At 64.3% G+C, this 17,535-nt stretch carries 20 protein-coding genes; 11 read left to right on the top strand and 9 right to left on the bottom strand.

Going from position 1 to position 17,535, the window contains the following annotated elements:
* Positions 1-2: 2 nt before the first annotated feature.
* The 4 genes from ACTJKX_RS06140 to ACTJKX_RS06125 all read left to right on the top strand — a co-directional run bounded on the left by ACTJKX_RS06140 (position 3) and on the right by ACTJKX_RS06125 (position 4,425).
* A complete protein-coding gene (locus ACTJKX_RS06140) occupies positions 3-1,304 on the top strand; it encodes an alanine racemase (protein ID WP_440724694.1) in 1,302 nt (433 codons plus the stop codon).
* Between the two features lie 49 nt (positions 1,305-1,353).
* Positions 1,354-1,698 (top strand): RidA family protein, encoded by a 345-nt coding sequence (locus ACTJKX_RS06135; protein WP_440724693.1) that lies wholly within the window; start codon positions 1,354-1,356, stop codon positions 1,696-1,698.
* Positions 1,699-1,711: 13 nt separating this feature from the next.
* Positions 1,712-2,722: a succinylglutamate desuccinylase/aspartoacylase family protein gene (locus tag ACTJKX_RS06130; protein WP_440724692.1), complete on the top strand. Its 1,011-nt coding sequence runs from the start codon at positions 1,712-1,714 to the stop codon at positions 2,720-2,722.
* 113 nt (positions 2,723-2,835) lie between these two features.
* Positions 2,836-4,425 (top strand): N-acyl-D-amino-acid deacylase family protein, encoded by a 1,590-nt coding sequence (locus ACTJKX_RS06125; protein ID WP_440724691.1) that lies wholly within the window; start codon positions 2,836-2,838, stop codon positions 4,423-4,425.
* Here ACTJKX_RS06125 and ACTJKX_RS06120 read toward each other — a convergent pair.
* Together ACTJKX_RS06120 and tet are read right to left on the bottom strand one after the other, a co-directional pair.
* Entirely contained in the window at positions 4,422-5,624 is a 1,203-nt protein-coding gene (locus ACTJKX_RS06120; RefSeq protein WP_440724690.1) for a hypothetical protein, read from the bottom strand. The genes ACTJKX_RS06125 and ACTJKX_RS06120 overlap by 4 nt on opposite strands.
* Before the next feature lie 248 nt (positions 5,625-5,872).
* Positions 5,873-7,054, bottom strand: coding sequence for a Tet(A)/Tet(B)/Tet(C) family tetracycline efflux MFS transporter (tet, locus tag ACTJKX_RS06115; protein ID WP_440724689.1), 1,182 nt, complete (start codon positions 7,052-7,054; stop codon positions 5,873-5,875).
* 187 nt (positions 7,055-7,241) lie between these two features.
* Between tet and tetR the strand changes: the two genes are divergently transcribed.
* The 3 genes from tetR (at position 7,242) to ACTJKX_RS06100 (ending at position 9,466) form a co-directional block, all read left to right on the top strand.
* Complete coding sequence (gene tetR, locus ACTJKX_RS06110; protein WP_440724688.1) at positions 7,242-7,856, top strand: tetracycline resistance transcriptional repressor TetR; 615 nt, start codon at positions 7,242-7,244, stop codon at positions 7,854-7,856.
* Entirely contained in the window at positions 7,853-8,395 is a 543-nt protein-coding gene (locus ACTJKX_RS06105) for a helix-turn-helix domain-containing protein (RefSeq protein WP_394309073.1), read from the top strand. Before tetR ends, ACTJKX_RS06105 begins: the two co-directional genes overlap by 4 nt.
* 84 nt (positions 8,396-8,479) lie before the next feature.
* Entirely contained in the window at positions 8,480-9,466 is a 987-nt protein-coding gene (locus ACTJKX_RS06100; protein WP_440724687.1) for an NAD-dependent epimerase/dehydratase family protein, read from the top strand.
* Between the two features lie 72 nt (positions 9,467-9,538).
* Here the strand turns inward: ACTJKX_RS06100 and ACTJKX_RS06095 are convergent, their stop codons facing one another.
* Together ACTJKX_RS06095 and ACTJKX_RS06090 are read right to left on the bottom strand one after the other, a co-directional pair.
* Positions 9,539-10,159 carry an alpha/beta hydrolase gene (locus ACTJKX_RS06095; RefSeq protein ID WP_440724686.1) on the bottom strand — a complete coding sequence of 207 codons (621 nt, stop codon included), beginning with the start codon at positions 10,157-10,159 and terminating at the stop codon, positions 9,539-9,541.
* Between the two features lie 83 nt (positions 10,160-10,242).
* Positions 10,243-11,187 carry a ring-cleaving dioxygenase gene (locus ACTJKX_RS06090; protein WP_440724685.1) on the bottom strand — a complete coding sequence of 315 codons (945 nt, stop codon included), beginning with the start codon at positions 11,185-11,187 and terminating at the stop codon, positions 10,243-10,245.
* A gap of 176 nt (positions 11,188-11,363) precedes the next feature.
* Between ACTJKX_RS06090 and ACTJKX_RS06085 the strand changes: the two genes are divergently transcribed.
* On the top strand, positions 11,364-12,272 hold the full coding sequence (locus ACTJKX_RS06085; protein WP_440724684.1) for a LysR family transcriptional regulator: 909 nt from the start codon (positions 11,364-11,366) through the stop codon (positions 12,270-12,272).
* Between the two features lie 173 nt (positions 12,273-12,445).
* On the opposite strand, the gene ACTJKX_RS06080 is transcribed toward ACTJKX_RS06085, so the two are convergent.
* A complete protein-coding gene (locus tag ACTJKX_RS06080; protein ID WP_440724683.1) occupies positions 12,446-13,213 on the bottom strand; it encodes an SDR family oxidoreductase in 768 nt (255 codons plus the stop codon).
* A gap of 387 nt (positions 13,214-13,600) precedes the next feature.
* On the opposite strand from ACTJKX_RS06080, the gene ACTJKX_RS06075 reads away from it, so the two are divergent.
* Positions 13,601-13,888, top strand: coding sequence for a hypothetical protein (locus ACTJKX_RS06075; RefSeq protein WP_440724682.1), 288 nt, complete (start codon positions 13,601-13,603; stop codon positions 13,886-13,888).
* A 52-nt stretch (positions 13,889-13,940) separates the two neighbouring features.
* Here the strand turns inward: ACTJKX_RS06075 and ACTJKX_RS06070 are convergent, their stop codons facing one another.
* Complete coding sequence (locus tag ACTJKX_RS06070; RefSeq protein ID WP_311938330.1) at positions 13,941-14,369, bottom strand: response regulator transcription factor; 429 nt, start codon at positions 14,367-14,369, stop codon at positions 13,941-13,943.
* Positions 14,370-14,576: 207 nt separating this feature from the next.
* Positions 14,577-14,861: a transcriptional regulator gene (locus tag ACTJKX_RS06065; RefSeq protein ID WP_311938331.1), complete on the bottom strand. Its 285-nt coding sequence runs from the start codon at positions 14,859-14,861 to the stop codon at positions 14,577-14,579.
* A gap of 195 nt (positions 14,862-15,056) precedes the next feature.
* Between ACTJKX_RS06065 and ACTJKX_RS06060 the strand changes: the two genes are divergently transcribed.
* Positions 15,057-15,401: a RidA family protein gene (locus ACTJKX_RS06060; RefSeq protein ID WP_311938332.1), complete on the top strand. Its 345-nt coding sequence runs from the start codon at positions 15,057-15,059 to the stop codon at positions 15,399-15,401.
* Between the two features lie 93 nt (positions 15,402-15,494).
* Here the strand turns inward: ACTJKX_RS06060 and ACTJKX_RS06055 are convergent, their stop codons facing one another.
* Positions 15,495-16,100, bottom strand: a complete 606-nt coding sequence (locus ACTJKX_RS06055) for a histidine phosphatase family protein (protein WP_440724681.1) — start codon at positions 16,098-16,100, stop codon at positions 15,495-15,497.
* A 45-nt stretch (positions 16,101-16,145) separates the two neighbouring features.
* Entirely contained in the window at positions 16,146-16,451 is a 306-nt protein-coding gene (locus ACTJKX_RS06050) for a hypothetical protein (protein WP_311938334.1), read from the bottom strand.
* 184 nt (positions 16,452-16,635) lie between these two features.
* On the opposite strand from ACTJKX_RS06050, the gene ACTJKX_RS06045 reads away from it, so the two are divergent.
* Positions 16,636-17,265, top strand: coding sequence for a LysE family translocator (locus ACTJKX_RS06045; RefSeq protein WP_311938335.1), 630 nt, complete (start codon positions 16,636-16,638; stop codon positions 17,263-17,265).
* Positions 17,266-17,535 lie beyond the last annotated feature (270 nt).

Here is a 17,535-nt window from a genome sequence, read left to right as displayed (position 1 = left end):
CCATGTCCGACCTTCATCTTTCCCTCGATGCCATCGATGACCGCATGCGCGGCTTTCCCGCCGGCCATGCTCCCTTGCCGCTCGCCGAAATCGGCCGGCAGGGCTGGAAGCCTTATGACGGCACCATGTCGCTGCCGCTGATGTCGCTCGACCGCCCGGCCTTCGATGGCAATGTCGCTTTGATGATGCGCTATGTCCGCGACCATGGCGTCGCCATCGCCCCTCATGCCAAGACGCCGATGTCGACTGATATCGCCAAGGAACTGGTCGAGGCCGGAGCCTGGGGTATGACGGTCGCCGATATCCGCCAGGCTTCGGTCCTGCTCAAGGCCGGTTTCGATCGGCTGATCCTGGCCAATGAGACTGGGGGCAAGGCCGCTGCTCGGCGGCTTGCGGCCTTGCTCGCCGGGCATCCGCAGGCGCAGATGCATGTTTTCGTCGACTCGGCCGAATTGGCTGACAGCCTGCTGGAGATCTGGCAGGCGCGGGATGACCTGCCACCCCTCGGCTTGCTGCTGGAGGTCGGTGCCGGACGGGCCGGAGCAAGGACGATCGAGGCCGCACAGGCCATTCTCGATGCGATCCTCGCCGGTGAGAATGCAGGCATCAGACTGGGCGGCATCGGTGCCTATGAGGGCGCCGCGGCGACGGCGGATCCGGAGGAAAGCATCCGCCGCATCGACGAATTGATGGCCCTGACGGTCGAGACCCACCACCTCGTCCGGAATCGTGTCGGAACGGAACGGCCGCTGATCCTGACGGCCGGCGGCTCGGTGTTCTTCGACCGGGTCATCGCGGGCCTCGGGCCGGCCTATAAGGGAGATGCCGCCACGACGCTGGTCTTGCGCAGCGGCGCGATCTTCTTTCACGATCACGGCGTCTATGAGCGCGGGCTCGCCGCCCTGGATGGCCGATCCGGTTTTGAACTCTCCGGAGAAACCATCAGCGCTTCCAGGGGCTTCAAGCCGGTTCTGCGCGTATGGGCTGAGGTTCTGTCACGCCCCGAGCCTGACCTGGCGATCTGCGGCATGGGCCTGCGCGACGTCGCCATCGATCAGGGGCTGCCTCGTCCATTGGCGCTCTATCGCGAGGGACGCCGTATCGGCGCCCTCAATGCGGCGGCGGTTGCCCGGCTCAACGACCAGCACGCCTTCGTCACGACCGGCGGTGGGGATCTGCGCATCGGCGATGTCATCGAGTTCGGCCTGTCGCATCCCTGCACCTGCCTCGACCGGCATGCCTTGGTCTACGGACTCGATGTCGATGGCACGGTGATCGGCGCTTTCGCCACCTCCTTCGGCTAGAGCCTCGAAGGGTTCATATTTTTAAAATCTTACAAAGGATTACGATAAAATGATCATGCGATATCAGAAGGGCTCGCGCATGAGCCAGGCCGTCAGCTATGCCGGTCTCGTCCATATTGCCGGCCAGGTCGCAGATGACCGCAAGGCCGGCATCGAAGCCCAGACGCTGGACGTGCTTTCCAAGATCGACGCCCTGCTCACGGAAGCCGGCACGGACCGCTCGCGCCTTCTGGCCGTCAATGTCTTCCTGCCGGCCATCGTCGACTTCGACGCCATGAACGGCGTCTATGATGCCTGGATCGACCCGGCCAATCCGCCGGCGCGCGCCTGCGTCGAGGCCCGGCTCGCCGATCCGGACCTGCGGGTCGAGATGACGGCCATCGCGGCCCTGTAGAAAGCACTCCGCCATGCATAGCGGCCTCGCCCATACCCTCGATTTCGACGCCGATGGCCGCCAGAGCGGCTATCTGAGCATTCCCTATTCCGTCGATCGTTCGCCCTATTACCAGATCAGGATACCGATCCTGCGGGTTCGGAACGGGCCGGGGCCGAGCCTCCTCCTGATGGCCGGCAATCATGGCGATGAATATGAGGGCGAACTGCAGTTGGCGCGCCTCATGCGCCGTCTCGATCCCGCGGCGATGCGCGGCAGCGTCACCGTCCTGCCGGCGGCCAATCTTCCGGCCGTGATGGCGGCCAGGCGGTGCTCGCCCTTCGACGGCGGCAATCTCAACCGAGCCTTTCCCGGCGATCCCTTGGGAACGCCGACCGCCCGGCTCGCCTATTTCCTCGAGCATGAACTGTTCCCGCGCCACGAGGTGCTGCTCGACATTCATTCCGGCGGCACCTCCATGGCGCATCTCCACTGCGCCCTGATCGAGCGCCAGCCGGACGCGGAGCGCTCCACCCGCGCCAAGGCCCTGCTCAGGGCGATGGCGCCCAGCCATGCCTTCATCGCGGATAATGGTTCGCGCTCGCCGACATCCATGGGCGCCGCCATGCGGGCTGGCATCATCGGCCTCAGCGGCGAATTCGGCGGCGGCGGCACGGTGACGCCGGCCAGCATGGCGTTCACGGCACGAGCGATCGACAATCTGATGCTGGCGCTCGGCATCATCGACCGTCCCTTGCTGGGTGGCGATGTCACCGCCAAGCCTGGCTTGCAGCTGCTGTCGCTTTCGCGCCATAGCCAGGGCATCTATGCCACGCACCGCGGCTGGTTCGAGCCGGCCGTCGAGCTCGGGGCTCGGGTTGCGGCCGGCGACCTTGCCGGCTGGTATCACGATCTCGAACGCCTGGAACAGCCCGAGGAAGCCCTCCGCTTCGCCGAGGGCGGCATCGTGATTTCACATCGGCTGCATTGCGACAGCCAGGCCGGTGACTGCCTGATGCAGGTGGCCGAACCGATCGAGGATTGAAGCGTTTTGCGATTTGGCGGAATCGCCAAGAGGCGTAAACACGTCGAGGCAAAGGGCATAGGCAAGGTGGCGTTTCTTCCCAACGCTCCTTGCTCCAGAAAGGACCAGGCGTCATGGCCGATACACTCATCCGGGGCGCGCGCATCATCGACGGCACGGGAGCCCCCTGGTATCGTGGCGACGTGCTGGTTTCGGGCGGTGCCATTGCCCGCATCGGCCAGGACCTCAAGGCTGATGACGGCGCCACGATCGTCGATGCGGCCGAGCGCTATCTCGCACCCGGTTTCATCGATGCTCATTGCCATGACGACCTCATCTTCCTGCGCGAGCGGAACCGGCCCGAAAAGGCGCTGCAGGGCGTCACCAGTATCGTGGTCGGCAATTGTTCCTTCTCGCTCTATCCGGCCATGCCGGCTTCACGCGAGAACCTGCGGCTGCATTTCTCTGGCCTGCTCGGCGAGACCCTTGACAGCGAGATCTTCGCCGACCTCGACGGCTATCGCCGGGCACTGACCGGGGAGGGTATCGCGCTCAACCTGGTGTCGCTCGTCGGCCATGCCGCGCTGCGCCTTGCAGTGATGGGACATGAGCGCCGCCCGGCAAGCTCGGCTGAGATCGAGGCGATGTGCGCGCTGCTCGCCACGCAACTCGACCAGGGCGCCGCAGGCCTGTCGCTCGGTCTCGTCTATCCGCCGAGCGCCTTTGCCGAAGAGGACGAACTCTTCGCGCTGGGGGACACCGTGCGTAGCCGCGGCAAGGTGCTCGCAGCCCATGTCCGTTCCTACGAGGCTGGCCTGATGGACGCCATCCGCGAGTTCGGCGGCATTCTCAGGCATTCCGGTTCGGCGGGCCTGCTGTCGCATCTGCAATCGGCCGGACGGCCGAACTGGGGCCAGATTCCCGCGGCGATCGAACTTCTCGAAGGCATGCGCTGCGAGGGCATCGACATCAGCTTCGACATGTATCCCTATCCGGCCGGCAGCACCTGGCTCCTGCAATTGCTGCCGCCCGCCGCCATGGATGGCGGGCTCGACGGCCTCAAGGCCCGGCTCGCCGATCCCGAAAAGCTCGCCCCCCTCCGCGAATGGGTCGAACATGGCGGCCCGGCTTTTCATGGCCAGAGCAAGGTATCGCTGATCGGCTGGGGCAATGTCCGCCTATCCGCCGTCGGCAGCGCCGAGCTCAAGCATCTGGAAGGCCTCGACATGGAGAAAGCGGCGGGTGAGCTCGGCGTCACGCCTTTCGACCTGATGCTGCGCTTCATCGAGGAGGACGACGGCCAGACCGGCATCATCCTGTTCCAGCTCGACGAAGACGATCTGCATGCCGCCTGCTGCCATCGCCTCTACATGGCGGGCTCCGATGGCCTGCCGCGCCCGGGTTCCAAGCCGCATCCGCGCGCCTTCGGCACCTTCCCGCGCATTGCCGGGCCGCTCCGGCGCGACAAGGACTGGTTCAGCCTGGAGGATGCCGTGCGCCGCATGACCTCGGTGGCCGCGCAGCGCTTCCAGCTCGCCGATCGCGGCCTGGTCCGCCCGGGGCTCGCCGCCGATCTCGTGCTGTTCGAGGACGCCATCACCGACCGGGCGACCTTCGAGAACTCGACGCAATTGCCGACCGGCATTTCCCATGTCTGGGTGAATGGGGGGACCGTGGTTGCCGAGGGCCGCCAGACGGGCGAGCGGCCGGGCAAGGTGCTCTAAGTCGTGCCGTCTTTCGACGCGATGGCAGTGACGGCAGCGCGAACCCAATCGAGCCTTTTCGCCGGTATCAGGCCGTAATTGTAGAAATTGATGCCTTCGGCACCAGCGGCTACGGCCGCCTCCACCCGCGCGACCAGGTCGGCGGCACCGCGGTTCTCCGGATAGAACACCCGGAAGCCGGCACCTAGGAACTTGCCGGGGGGCAGGGCCTTGCGGCCGGCAGCGAGCACCTCGCCGATCTCGGCGGGCGTCATGTCGTAGCAGCACAGGATGAGGCCGTCGCATATCTCGCCCACGGCGGCATGGTCTACGCCGCCGAGCCAGCCATCCTTGAGGTCGATCAGCACGAGCTTGGTGGCGGGATCGGCCTTTTGCCGGATCTCGCGGATCAGGCTGGTCACCGGTTCGCTGCGCCAGGCCAGGAAGGCATGCAGATCTCGCCAGGGTTTGAAGGCATCGATGCCGGCAGCCGGAAAATCGGGAAATTGCCGCTCCGGGATTTCGCGTTCACAGAGGTCGGCGATGAAGCGCCGCACGGTCTCGCTCGCCGCTCGCCCGTCGACGCCGGCGCGAGAGGCCCTTGCCAGGCAATGCTCGCAAAAGCACAGCGACAGCAGGAAGTCATCCTCTGCATTCAGGCCGACGCCGTCCTTCTCATGGTGGTATTCATGCGCAAACCCCATGAAGTTCGGGCTTTCGAGCTCCAGCATATCCGGCTTGTAGTTGCGCGTGACGTCCTCGACCAAGGTCACCACATAGCCGCGCGCAGCCGGACTCGACGGGCAGAGATTGTAGTAATTGGGGTTGCCGAAGGCATTGCGTGTGACATGGCCGGGATGGAGCATGCCAAGCCTGGTATTGTGCAGGCACACCGTCCAGCAGGAGACGCGTGGACCGCCAAGGGCGCGCTGCTCCACCAGGGCTGCCAGCATGTCGCCGCGCTCGGCGAGGTTTTGCGCCATCAGCGGCCGGATTTCCTTGTCCTGCCAGAGCCGTTCATCCGGCCTGAAATAGACCGTGCCGTCCTCGGGGAAGTAGGCTTTTCCAACAGGGCTGCGTGGCTGCAGGAAGCGGCCGGCGTGATAGGATGTCGCCAGCGAGATCGTATTGAGCCCGGCGCGCTCCCTCAGATCCGCGACGGTGCCAGCCAGCCCCTGGTCCTGGATGTCCCAGGGATAGGTCCACATGGATAGATGCATGGTCGCTCCGCCATAACGCTCTGCGATTTGACGAATCTATCGGAAATCGCAAAGACATTTAAAAACAAACGGTTATGGCGTGATGCTCTTACCTTGATGCACGCCTTGTCCTGGATCGAATCGGTTCGTCTGACAATAGAATTCAGGCCTCGCGGGAACCAAGCGGAATATGCCGCCGGCAGCGAAACGCCGCAGGATTCCGAGAGCGCGGCAAGGCCGCATCGCGCCGCCCGCACGAACTCGATTGCTCAAGCCTTGGCCTGAGTCGATCGTTTCAGGAACGGGGGACACAGCAGATAGAGCAGGGCACCCACCAGCCAGGCCCAGCCGCTCCAGGACGCCAGGGAGGCGACATAGATCGCGGTGAAGAGCAAGGGGCCAATGATGGACGTCAGGCTGGTAAGGGCAGACAGCGATCCCTGCAACTGGCCTTGATGGTTCTCGCCAACCTCCCGCGACAACATCGCCTGCAGGGCGGGGGCGCCGATGCCCCCTGCCGCCAGGGGGATCATGATGGCGAAAGCCATCCAGCTTTGCGAGGCGAAGGCCAGCAGCACATAGCCGAGCGCGTCGGCGGACATGCCGAGGATGACGGCGCGATTTTCGCCGAGCCGCTGGGCCAATGGGCCGGTCATGAACCCCTGGGCGATGGCGTGGAGAATGCCGAAGGCGGCCAGGGACAGCCCCACCGTGCTCGTATCCCAATGGAAGCGGCTTTCACCGAACAGGACCCAGATCGACCCAGGCACTTGGCCGACCAGTTGCATGACGAAGAACACCGCCATCAGGGCCATCACCACCGGCAGGCCATGCACCCAACGGAAGGAGGCAATCGGATTGAAGGCAGCCCCGGAGAGGGGCCGACGCTCGCCTCGATGGGTTTCAGGCAGAAGCAACAGAGCAAGCAGGCCGTTCAGGCCGTTCAGGATGGCCGCCATCAGGAAGGGGGCATGCGGGGAAAAGCCCCCGAGCAGGCCGCCGAGGGCCGGGCCTCCCACCAGGCCGAGGCCGAAGAATGCGCTCATCAGGCCGAAGCGCCGTGCACGCCGACATTCCGGCGTGATGTCGGCGATCGCAGCGCCAGCCACGGCCGCCGTTGCGCCGGTGATGCCCGCAACGGCGCGGCCGACATAGAGCACCCACAGGACGGGTGCCGTCGCCATGATAGCGTAGTCGATGGTCGCGCCCGCCAGCGAAGCAAGCAGCACCGGGCGGCGGCCGAAACGGTCCGACAGGGCCCCGAGGGCGGGTGAGCACAGAAACTGCATCAGGGCATAGATCGCCAACAGCACACCATAATGTCCGGCTACCGCATCGGTATGGACGAGAGTGCGCAAGAGCTCGGGCAAGACCGGCATGACCAGGCCGATGCCGATGGCATCCAGGACCACGACGCCCAGTATGAGGGGCAAGGCGAATTTGCTTGTCATGGAAACAGACAATCGGTCCGGGTTAAAATTTATCACTGATAAGTGATGTCATCAAACTTATCATTGATAAATAGTCAAGGCCGAATTTGCGCGCTGGCTTACTGAATCGGGACCGATGGGGTAGGTATCAAGACTGCATCGCCGTGCGGGAGATGGAATCTCCCGAGATGGTGCAGGGAAGGATGCCATGGCGAAACTACAGCGCGAGAAGGTCATTCGAGCTGCCCTCGATCTCCTGAACGAGGTCGGTGTCGACGGCCTGACTACCCGCAGGCTGGCCGACCATCTCGGCGTCCAGCAGCCGGCGCTCTATTGGCATTTCAAGAACAAGCGGGCGCTGCTCGATGCCCTGGCTCATGCCATGCTCGCCGAACGGCATACCCATGCGGTGCCGAGGCCCGAAGATGATTGGCGTTCCTTCGTCACCGGTAATGCCCGTAGTTTCAGGCAAGCCTTGCTTTCCTATCGCGACGGTGCGCGCATCCATGCGGGTACCAGGCCCAACGGAGCCGAAACCGCAAACGCAGAGGCGCAGTTGCGTTGCCTGACCGAGGCCGGGTTCACCCCGGCCGACACCACCTATGCGCTGATGACCATCAGCTATTTCGTGGTCGGCTCGGTGATGGAGCAGCAGGCGGCGCAGGCGGACAGGACCGAGCGCGCTGACCTGCCTCCTCCGGCAGCGACGTCGCCTTTGCTGGCCGAGGCCATGGAAACATTCGATCGGGAGGGTCCCGACGCGGCCTTCGAACGGGGACTGGGCTTCATCATTGCCGGGCTGAAGGAGAAATTGCAGCGATGAATGCGATCGAGCAGGGGCGTGCCCTGCGCCGGCTTCGCCTGCTCAAGGGTATCAAGCAGAGCCACCTCGCCGAATTGCTGGGTGTCGACCAGGCCAGCATTTCGCGTTGGGAAAGAGGGAGCGCGCCATTGGGGCAGGAGCGCTGGCTGGCCGCCCTGGATCTGCTGGCGGTATCCCCGACGCCAGCCGAAGATGCCGCCTTGAAACGCCTGGTGGCCTCCTCCGGCGCCAAGGTTCACCTGATCTGCGACCATAGTCATCGCCTGCTGGCGGCTTCCCTGCCGCGGCAGGCTGAGTGGCACGCCGATTTGACCGAACTGCTCGGCAAGTCGCTGCTCCGCTATGCCTCCGATGACATCCTGGCGGCGGAGGAGGGGCTCGCGGCCCGCGGCTGGCATGAAGGCTGCCTTTCTTCGCTGACGCTGGAGACCGGAGCCAATCACGACCCCGTCCTGCCGATCGAGCCGAGCCTGGTTCTATGGGAGCGGGTGACGCTGGCCGATGGCAGGGCTGGACGGCTGGTCACCACCATCGGCTGATACGCCCCTGCATATTTTATGCATGGCCGGGACAGCCTGCGATCACTAGTCGTAAGGCCGAATTGCTAAGGGCGGGTGGCCACGATGACGATCCTGGTAACGGGCAGTGCCGGACATCTGGGCGAGGCCCTGATGCGTACCTTGCGCATAGCGGGCCGGCCCGCCATCGGGCTCGACATCAAGGCCTCACCCTTCACAGATGCCGTGGGTTCGATCGGCGATCGCGATTTCGTTCAGCGCCTCCTGCCGGGTGTGCGCTCGGTTCTCCACGCGGCCACGCTGCACAAGCCGCATGTGGCGACCCATGCCTATCAGGATTTTCTCGGCGTCAATGTCCAGGGAACGCTCGCGCTGCTCGAGGCTGCCTCAGCCGCCAGCGTCGAATCCTTCGTCTTCACCAGCACGACCAGCACCTTTGGCTCGGCCCTGACGCCGGCAGCGGGCGAACCGGCGGCCTGGATCACCGAGGACGTTATCCCGATCCCCAAGAACATCTATGGCGCCAGCAAGGTCGCGGCGGAGACGCTGTGCGAGCTCTTTGCCCGACGTCATCGCCTGCCCGTCATCGTGCTGCGCACCTCGCGCTTCTTCCCGGAAGCCGATGACGATGCTGAGATGAGGCAGCGTTACGGCACCGACAACGCCCAGGCCAACGAATTGCTCAACCGGCGCTGCGACATCCAGGATGTGGTCGATGCCCATCTGGCGGCGGCGAAGAGGGCGCCCTCGCTGGGCTTCGGCCGCTACATCGTCTCGGCGACGACGCCTTTCGGGCCGGCGGATTGCGCGGCGCTGCGGGCGGATGCGCCGGGGCTCGTGCATCGCCTGTTTCCCGATTGCGCCGAGCTCTATGCTGCCCGGGGCTGGAGCCTGTTTCCCGAGGTCGACCGGGTCTATGTCAACGCCCAGGCACGGGCCGAGCTCGATTGGCGACCATGCTACGATTTCCGGCATATGCTCGACTGTCTGCGCGAAGGCCGGGATTTCCGCAGCCCGCTCGCCAGCGAGGTCGGCAGCAAGGGCTATCACGACAGGGATTTTTCGGAAGGACCTTATCCGGTTCACGATTGAGCAGCCGGACAGACGCGGCACTTCCGGAGGCGCGAATGACCACGCCTCCGGAAAACGGCCCCTACCAAGCCACTACAAGTCCGCAAGCCAGGCTTTGGTTTGTGCGACATCGGCCTGCGTCAGGCCATGGCCGGCCGGAAGGACCTCGTGGCGCACGGCTGCACCGCGCTCCTTGAGAAGTTCGGCCAACGTGCCGGCATTGGCAGACGGGACGATCGGATCGGCCGCACCGGAAAGCATCAGCACCGGCTTGCCCGCCAAATTCGCCGGCGGGGCCGATCGCAAGGGCGTCATCGGTCGGAGCAGCGCTGCCCCGGCCAGGGCCTGCGGGTGCAGCAGCAAGAGAGCCGCGGCGATATTGGCACCATTGGAAAAGCCCAATGCGACCGGCGCCCCGAGGCCGTAAGCCTCACGTGCCTCCGCAATGAAGCTAGCCAGCTCGGCGGCCCGCCGGCGCAGATCCTCTTCATCGAACACGCCTTCGCTCAGGCGCCGGAAAAACCGGGGCATGCCGGCTTCCAATACCTTGCCGCGCGGGGAGATGAGGGCGCTGCCGGGCGCGACCAGTTCGCCCAGGCCGATGAGATCGTTCTCGTCGCCGCCGGTGCCGTGCAGCAGCAGGAGAGGCGGGCGCTTCGTGTCCCGTCCGGGAACGAAGCGGTGGATATGCGACAATTGGGTTGTCGTGGTCATGGCGATTGCCTCCTCGATCGAGGGTGATGGGGGATGTGCGGCGCTCCTGCCCTATCGAGACAGGGCGTCGCGGGAAAAGTGCTTTAGGTCGCGCTTGGCTCGAGGCGTGGCAGGGTGGCTTCCAGGGCCGAACGACGGGCTTCGAGGAAGGAAGGCAGTTTCAGGGCTTCGCCGAGCGTCGACGCCGGCTCGTCCACGGCAAAGCCGGGGACATCGGTCGCGATCTCGAACAGGACATGGCCGGGTTCCCGGAAATAGACCGAGCGGAAATAGTTGCGGTCCTTCTGCTCCGTGGTGTGGATGCGGTGGTTCTCGGCAAGCTTGCGCACCATTGCAGCCTCCTCGGCATCATCGGCTGCGCGAAAGGCGATGTGATGCACCGAGCCGCCACCGAGGCGGGCGGGCAGGTAACCGCCTGCCTCATTGATATCGACGATGCTGCCGGCTCCACCGTCTGGCACGCTATATCGCACCAGGCTGCCCTCGCGCCCGACCTCGCTGAAGCCGAAGACATCGGTGAGGATGGCGCCGGTCGGAGCTGCCTGCGCCAGCAGGAGGTTGACACCATGGAATCCGCGGATGGCGGCATCGGCGGGTATGCCGGCACCGTTCCATCCAGCTTCGTTCTCAATGCCGGGCACGGCGACGAGCGCAAGGCGCATGCCGTCCGGGTCCTGGAAGGACAGCAGCGGCTCGCCAAAGCGACGGGTCAGCGGCTGATGGGCAACGCCGTTCTCGACGAAGCGCCGCGTCCAGTAGTCGATCGAGCCTTCCGGCACCCGAAACACGGTTTCCTGCGTCTCGCCGAGGCCGATACGGCCTGGCGCGACATGCTCCCAGGGAAAGAAGGTCAGGATGCTGCCCGGATGGCCGGCTTCGTCGCCATAATAGAGATGATAGGTGCCGGGATCGTCGAAATTCACGGTCTTCTTGACCAGGCGAAGGCCAAGTATGCGGGTGTAGAAATCGAGATTGCGCTGGGCGGGGCCTGCAATGGCCGTGACGTGATGGATGCCTTTGCCGCTCATGGCGAAACTCCTTTCGGTTGGGAACGCCGGTTCCCTCGCCAATGAGATAGGTCCGATAGGGCAGGAATTGCCATTGCGCTGGCGCAATGAAATGGTTGGGCGCGGCGCTATTGAATTGTCGAAGCGAAACGTAATATAGCTGGGAAATGGGTTGAAGGTGTGCCAGGGAATTTGTGGTGGGGGACGGTTTTCCGAATTTGGCCTGGGACGATTTGCGTCTGGTGAAGGCGATCGCCGATACGAGGAATCTGCCGGCAGCAGCCGCGCGCATCGGCATCGACCATTCGACGGCCTTCCGGCGATTGCGCCAGATCGAACAGACGCTGGGCGTCCCCCTGTTCGAAAAACACCGTACGGGCTACACGCTGACTTCGGCGGGCGAGGAAGTGGCGGGGCTGGCCGACCGCGTCGACGAGGATATCGTCTCGGTCCTGCGCAGGCTTGCCGGCAGCGAACTCGACCTTGCCGGCGAACTGCGCATAACCACCAACGACACCTTGCTCGTCGAATTGCTGACGCCGCTCCTCGCCCGGTTCACAGAAGCTTATCCGGGCATGCGGCTCGACATGATCCTGTCGAATGCCGCGTTGAATTTGTCCAAGCGGGACGCCGATATCGCCATCCGTGCCTCCGACGCACCGCCGGACACACTGGTCGGCCGACGCGTCGCCCGCATCGGCTGGGCGCTCTATGGCAGGGTGGAGGATTTCCCCGAGCCCGGCCTGCCGGATCTGGAGACACTGCATCGCCGGCGCTGGGTGGCGCTCGGCGACAATCTCGCCACGCTCAAGGCGGTGCGCTACGTCAAGTCTCACATCGCGCCGGAGCGTATCGTCTATCGCGTCAACTCCGTGCTCGGCCTCGCGGAAGCCGTCGAGGCGGGCATCGGCATTGGTCATCTGCCCTGTTTCATCGCCGGAACCCGGCCGGGGCTGCGGCGTATTGGACCGGTCAATCCGGAGTTCGGGGCGGACCTCTGGCTGCTCACCCATCCCGATCTGCGCGATGCCCCGCGCATCCGGGCGTTCCTCGATTTCCTCGCTGCCGAGATCGTGCGCCGGCGTGCTTTCATCGAAGGCGCCTGACGCCGTGGCAGTGACTTGGCCAAGACATTGCGCTTGCAATGACGGAAGCAACGCCAGCGCAATTGCAATGACGATTGCAGCTTGAAAACGTCCTCTCGAAGGATGGGCGTGTCAGCCAGCGGCTCTGACACGCCGCACATCCTGTGCTCCCTCCTGCAAGCGCTACTTCAGGGCTAGGTCCTGGTAATCGAAACACCGCCGTCGACCAGCAGGGCCGTTCCCGTCACGAAACTCGACAGGTCCGAGACCAGATAGAGCGCGGAACGGGCGATCTCCTCGGGGGTGGCCAGGCGCTTGAGGGCATGCAACCCTTCGACGAAGGCGCGCGCTTCCGGCGTGTTGGAGACGCTCCGTCCCATTGGCGTATCGGTGCCGCCAGGCAGAAGCGCATTGGCCCGAATGCCCTTGGCGCTGTATTCGGCGGCAATCACCTGGGTGAGGCCGATCAGGCCGGCCTTGCTGGCGGCATAGGCGGCCATGCCGGGAAAGCCGACGGTATGGCCGACAAAGGTCGAGGTGAACACCAGGGCGCCACCGCCGCGCGACAGCATGGCGGGAAGCTGGTGCCGGGCCGCGAGGAAGGCGCTGGTCAGGTTGACCTCGAGCGTATCGCGCCAGCTTTCAAGGGAGATTTCGGTCAGCGGCACTATGTCGCCGGTGGTGCCGGCATTGTTGAAGGCGATGTCGAGCCCGCCGAAATGCCGCTGGGCGGCCTCGACCAGGGCTATCTGGTGGTCTTCGTCCTGGATGTTACCGGTCATCGGTATGGCCTTTCCGCCGGCCGCCTTGATTTCGGCGGCGACCTTGTCGAGAGCATCCCGGCGACGCCCTGACAGGACGACCGCTGCACCCTCGGCGGCAAACAGGCGCGCCGATGCTTCGCCGATGCCAGAACTGGCTCCGGTGACGATGGCGACCTTGTTTTCGAGTGTAGATTTCATGTCTTGAACCTCCAATTCGTTTGGGAGGTTCTTGTTGTCCGCACATGGTCCGATCGCGACCCGTTTTCTCTGGTCTGGCGGAGTTCGGCCAGTTCCTTGTTTCCTGGGAAATCGCCAAGCGAAAGAACGAGCGGCAAGAGTGGTTGCTTCCATCCACCCATCGGCATACTCCCGCCGATGCGATCAAAGCCCGAGAATGAACCCATGGCTTCTCTTCACTGCCAACTCAGACGGATCGGTGCCATCCTGCTTGCAGGTCTTGCAGGCGGATTGTCGGCCACTTCCGTCCTTGCGAGCGGACAATTGCCGCCGCGTCCAGTTCCGGCCCAACATTTCGCTGACTTCGAGACCTGCCTCGAGCATTTGAAGGCCGTTCAGAGGGCCGATATGGCGGGAGTGGCCGAGGGAGCGGTTGCCGATGGCGAAAACCGTACGCGCCAGAAACTGGTCGACGGCGACGGCATTGTGCGTGTCGGGGAGCAAAACGCACGCTACCAGGCTCGTGTCGGCAACCAGTTCCGCGTCACCGACCGCCAAAAGGGCGTCATCGAGACGACTTTCAGCTATGAAGACACCACCCTCGAATGCCGGGGCGGCGAACTCACGGGAAGTGTGATCTCGGGCTATATGTTGCCGAGCATGGAACCATTGCCCGACGCCGCCAAGTCGCAGTGATAGGGCCCCAGGGCAAATAGCGCATCGACCGAGGCGCTATTTGCTCCTGCGGTCACTGGCGCAAGGCCGTACCTTCGGCGGCCTTGCTCGCAGCCTCCTCTCGCGAGGCAACATTGAGGACGCGCAGTAGCAGCGAGACATGGTTACGCACCGTGAAGGGGGAGATGGCCAGCGCCCGGGCGATCTCCTTGTTCGACTTGCCCTGGACGATCAGGTCCAGGATGTCCTGCTGGCGTGGGGTGAGCACCGGGTTCAGGTGCAGGGTCTGGTCCGGGCCAGCCCAGGTCTCGAGTGCCGAGACCACCTGCTCGGCCGAAACCAGCTTGCCGTCCACACCGCCCGGCTGGGCCGTCAGCAGGAAGATCGTGGCATTGGGGAAGTGTCGGCGCAATTGCGCCAGCGCATCCTCGCCATCCATTTCAATGATCGCCATGACGGCGCGGCGGATATCGACGGGCGGGGCGGAGGAGGAAGACGTCAAAGCAATGTGTCTCAATCGAAATGTCCCAGTCATCGGGGTGCGGCGATTTCGGTGAAGCGATTTCCTGACGGCTGCCGAACCTGCGACCTTGCTTGCTCTCCTTCTGTCATGCCTCCACATGGCCGTCTGTTCCGCACGTGACTCGGGAACAGACCTATCGCCCTGCCGTCTCAGCCCGGCCTTTGCGCCGAGTTGGCGATCAATGGCTCAATCGTCGTTTTCGGAAGTGAGCTCCTCCGGCCGAAGGCCGGATTGGCGCGCCCCGCGGCGCAGGCGCAGGCCCGGCCCGCTGCCATCGTCGTCGAGGAACTGGATGCCCGCTTCTTCAAAGGCAAGGCGCATGGCCGCCAGGTCCTGCCTCTGCGGTACCCGTCCGCCCTTTTCAAACTCGGCGATGATGACTTTCGGCACACCGGACCGTTTCACCAGATCGGCAATTTCGAAATCCAGGAGAGCGCGGGCGGCGCGGCTGAGGGAAGGGGTGAGGGACATCGTGAACGCCTCATGCGGATGAACAGGCCAATATTTGGCAACAAGCGGCCTTAACAGGAGATGTAGGAAACAGCGAGGCGTTCGGCCAGTTCATCCCTCAAGATCGCAGGGAAGTGTTTCCGCGGCGGATGCGATTCCTGAATCGGATTCGATGCTGTAGAGGAGGGCCCCGACTTTTCAAGGAAGGACACTCCCATGGTCAAGCGTCTCCATCCCGGCGCGCGTTTCTGCAAGGCGGTCGTCGCCAACGGCATCGTCACCACCGCCGGCATCACTGCTGCCGACACCAGCGGCGACACCAGGGCACAGACCGCCGACATCCTGGCGCAGATCGATGCCCTGCTGGCCGAGGCCGGCAGTTCCAAGGCAAACCTGCTCACGGCCAGCATCTGGCTGCGCGACATCGCTCATTTCGGCCAGATGAATGCCGTCTGGGACAAGTGGGTCGACATGAACAACCTGCCTGTCCGCGCCACTGTGGAAGCCCGCCTGGCCACGCCGGAACTGCTGGTCGAGATCCAGGTCACCGCGACGGCCTGATCGTCCTGTCCAAGGCGCGCCGTGCAATGACGAGCGCGCCTTGGCAATTTCAGGTATATCCAGTCGATAAAGCAACCGAACCGGATCGAGCTTCTAGCTCCGTGCCACGCGGGCATAGGCGTCCGCGGACATCCATTCGCCATTCTCGATGGGCAGGCCCAGGAAGGCCCTGAAATAGCGTTTCATGTCCGTCCTGTCGCTCGCGTCGGGATGTTCGGCCAGCAGGCGCCAGGCCTGCATGATGTGGCCATGCGTGAAAATGGCGATGCGATCGAGCCCGAGCGCTTCGATATGGCGGGCCGTGGCCCTGACACGCTCCAGCATCCGGGCGAAGGATTCGGCGCCCGGACCGTCGACCCGCTCGGGATCGGCGAGGCGCCAATAGGCGTCCACCAGCGGGCGGCGCTGCTCCATCGTGGTGTTCGCGCAGCGAACGGGCGACAGATAGGTGAACTCCTGCACAGGCCAGGTTTCGATCGTCACCGCCGCGAAACGTTCCGCCGTTGGCGCGGCCGTCTGGCGCGCGCGCAGATAGGGTGACACCACGATCAATTCCGGGGCACGTTCGAACCTGGCCGCCACTTCACGGGCCTGCAGCCAGCCGGTTTCGGTAAGCGGAGCCGATGAGGCGTCCTTGCTCGCAGCGCCGGCATTGGCCGTGCTTTCGCCATGGCGGATCAGCCAGAGCTCACGCGCCATGCCACCTCCGGCCAACCGGCAAGGGGCCTCTCACTGGAATACCTCTCACTCGAACGTCTCAAACGGACGTCGAAGCCGATCTTCCCGAGTGACTTGGCGCGCGTTGAGCTTGAGCTCGCAGCCATCGCAAATATCCGGGCGAGCCGTGAAGGCCTTGGATGCCTTGTCCTGGGCATCCGGAGCCCATTGTGAGGCGGGATTTCCCAAAGCGGGCGCCTTGGCGGCCACAGGCGCCGGTTTCTTGTGTCGGGGTTGCTCCACCGTCAGATCCGGCAGTGCGAATTCCTCTGCCAGGACAGAGGTGCCCAGCAGCGGCAGGAGGAGGAGAGCGGTGCAGGCGGACAGCTTCATCGGGGAGCCCCAGCGTCAGGCATTGCCGGCACGACAAGGTCGGGCGAGTCGATGGCAATATTCCAGCATAAAACGCCTTCGACAAGGGGAAGAACGCTCGCCGAGAGAGCAACTTCGATACGGTTCTTGCCTTGGCCCCGGCCTTGTGGCTTGCTCCGCGGCGAAAAATGACGAGGAGCGATCCATGCCTGATCCGACACTCTGGGGACTGTTCGTTCTCGCATCGGTCACGCTGCTGCTGACACCTGGACCGGCGGTGCTGTTCATCGTGGCGCGCTCGGTCGAACGCGGCAAGGTCGCAGGCCTGGTTTCCGTCCTCGGCATTCATCTGGGCACCATCGTCCATATCGTCGCTGCGGCGGTTGGGCTTTCGGCCTTGATCGTCTCCTCGACCCTGGCCTTTTCCGTAGTCAAATATCTGGGCGCGGCCTATCTGATCTGGATCGGCGTCCGCACGCTGATGGCGCCGGACCTGCCGCCGGAGATCTCGGCCAAGTCGAGCAAGCCGCTGCACCGGCTCTTTCAGGAAGGCTTCATCGTCAATCTGTTCAACCCGAAGACGGCGATCTTCTTCCTGGCGTTCCTGCCGCAATTCGTCGATCCGGCGCGCGGCGCCCTGCACTGGCAGATCCTGGTGCTCGGCTTCACCTTCATGGGGCTCGGCATGCTGAGCGATGCCATGTTCGCGGTGGCGGCGGGCACCGCCGGGGATTTCCTGCGCCGCAGCCGCCGCTTCCTGCGCTTCCAGCGCTGGTTCGCCGGCCTGTCCTTCATCGGCCTGGGCGTGACGGCCGCACTGGTTTCACGCAAATAGGAACGCCTTGGCGATACCGTGCCTGAGGGGCGCCCCGGCGGCGCTTCTCGGATCGAATAACAAGCTGCGCCGGTCGTTGGGAAGCGAGGTCGAGGATCGCCTCCTGCAACCCGAACGGAACTGGCGAAGGCCGACGATATTGGCGTGCCGGCAATGCGAGATCGCCCGCGATCATGTTTGCCAGATGCCGCTGCTGGCCAGCTTGCGGGATCCCTCTTATCGATTTCATCGATAGATAGGTTCTACGGAACTCGACTATTCAGCTGGATC

Source organism: Labrys sp. 22185, assembly GCF_052045555.1.
Taxonomy (GTDB): Bacteria; Pseudomonadota; Alphaproteobacteria; order Rhizobiales; family Labraceae; genus Labrys; species Labrys neptuniae.
This window is presented reverse-complemented; position numbering and strand designations above follow the sequence as displayed.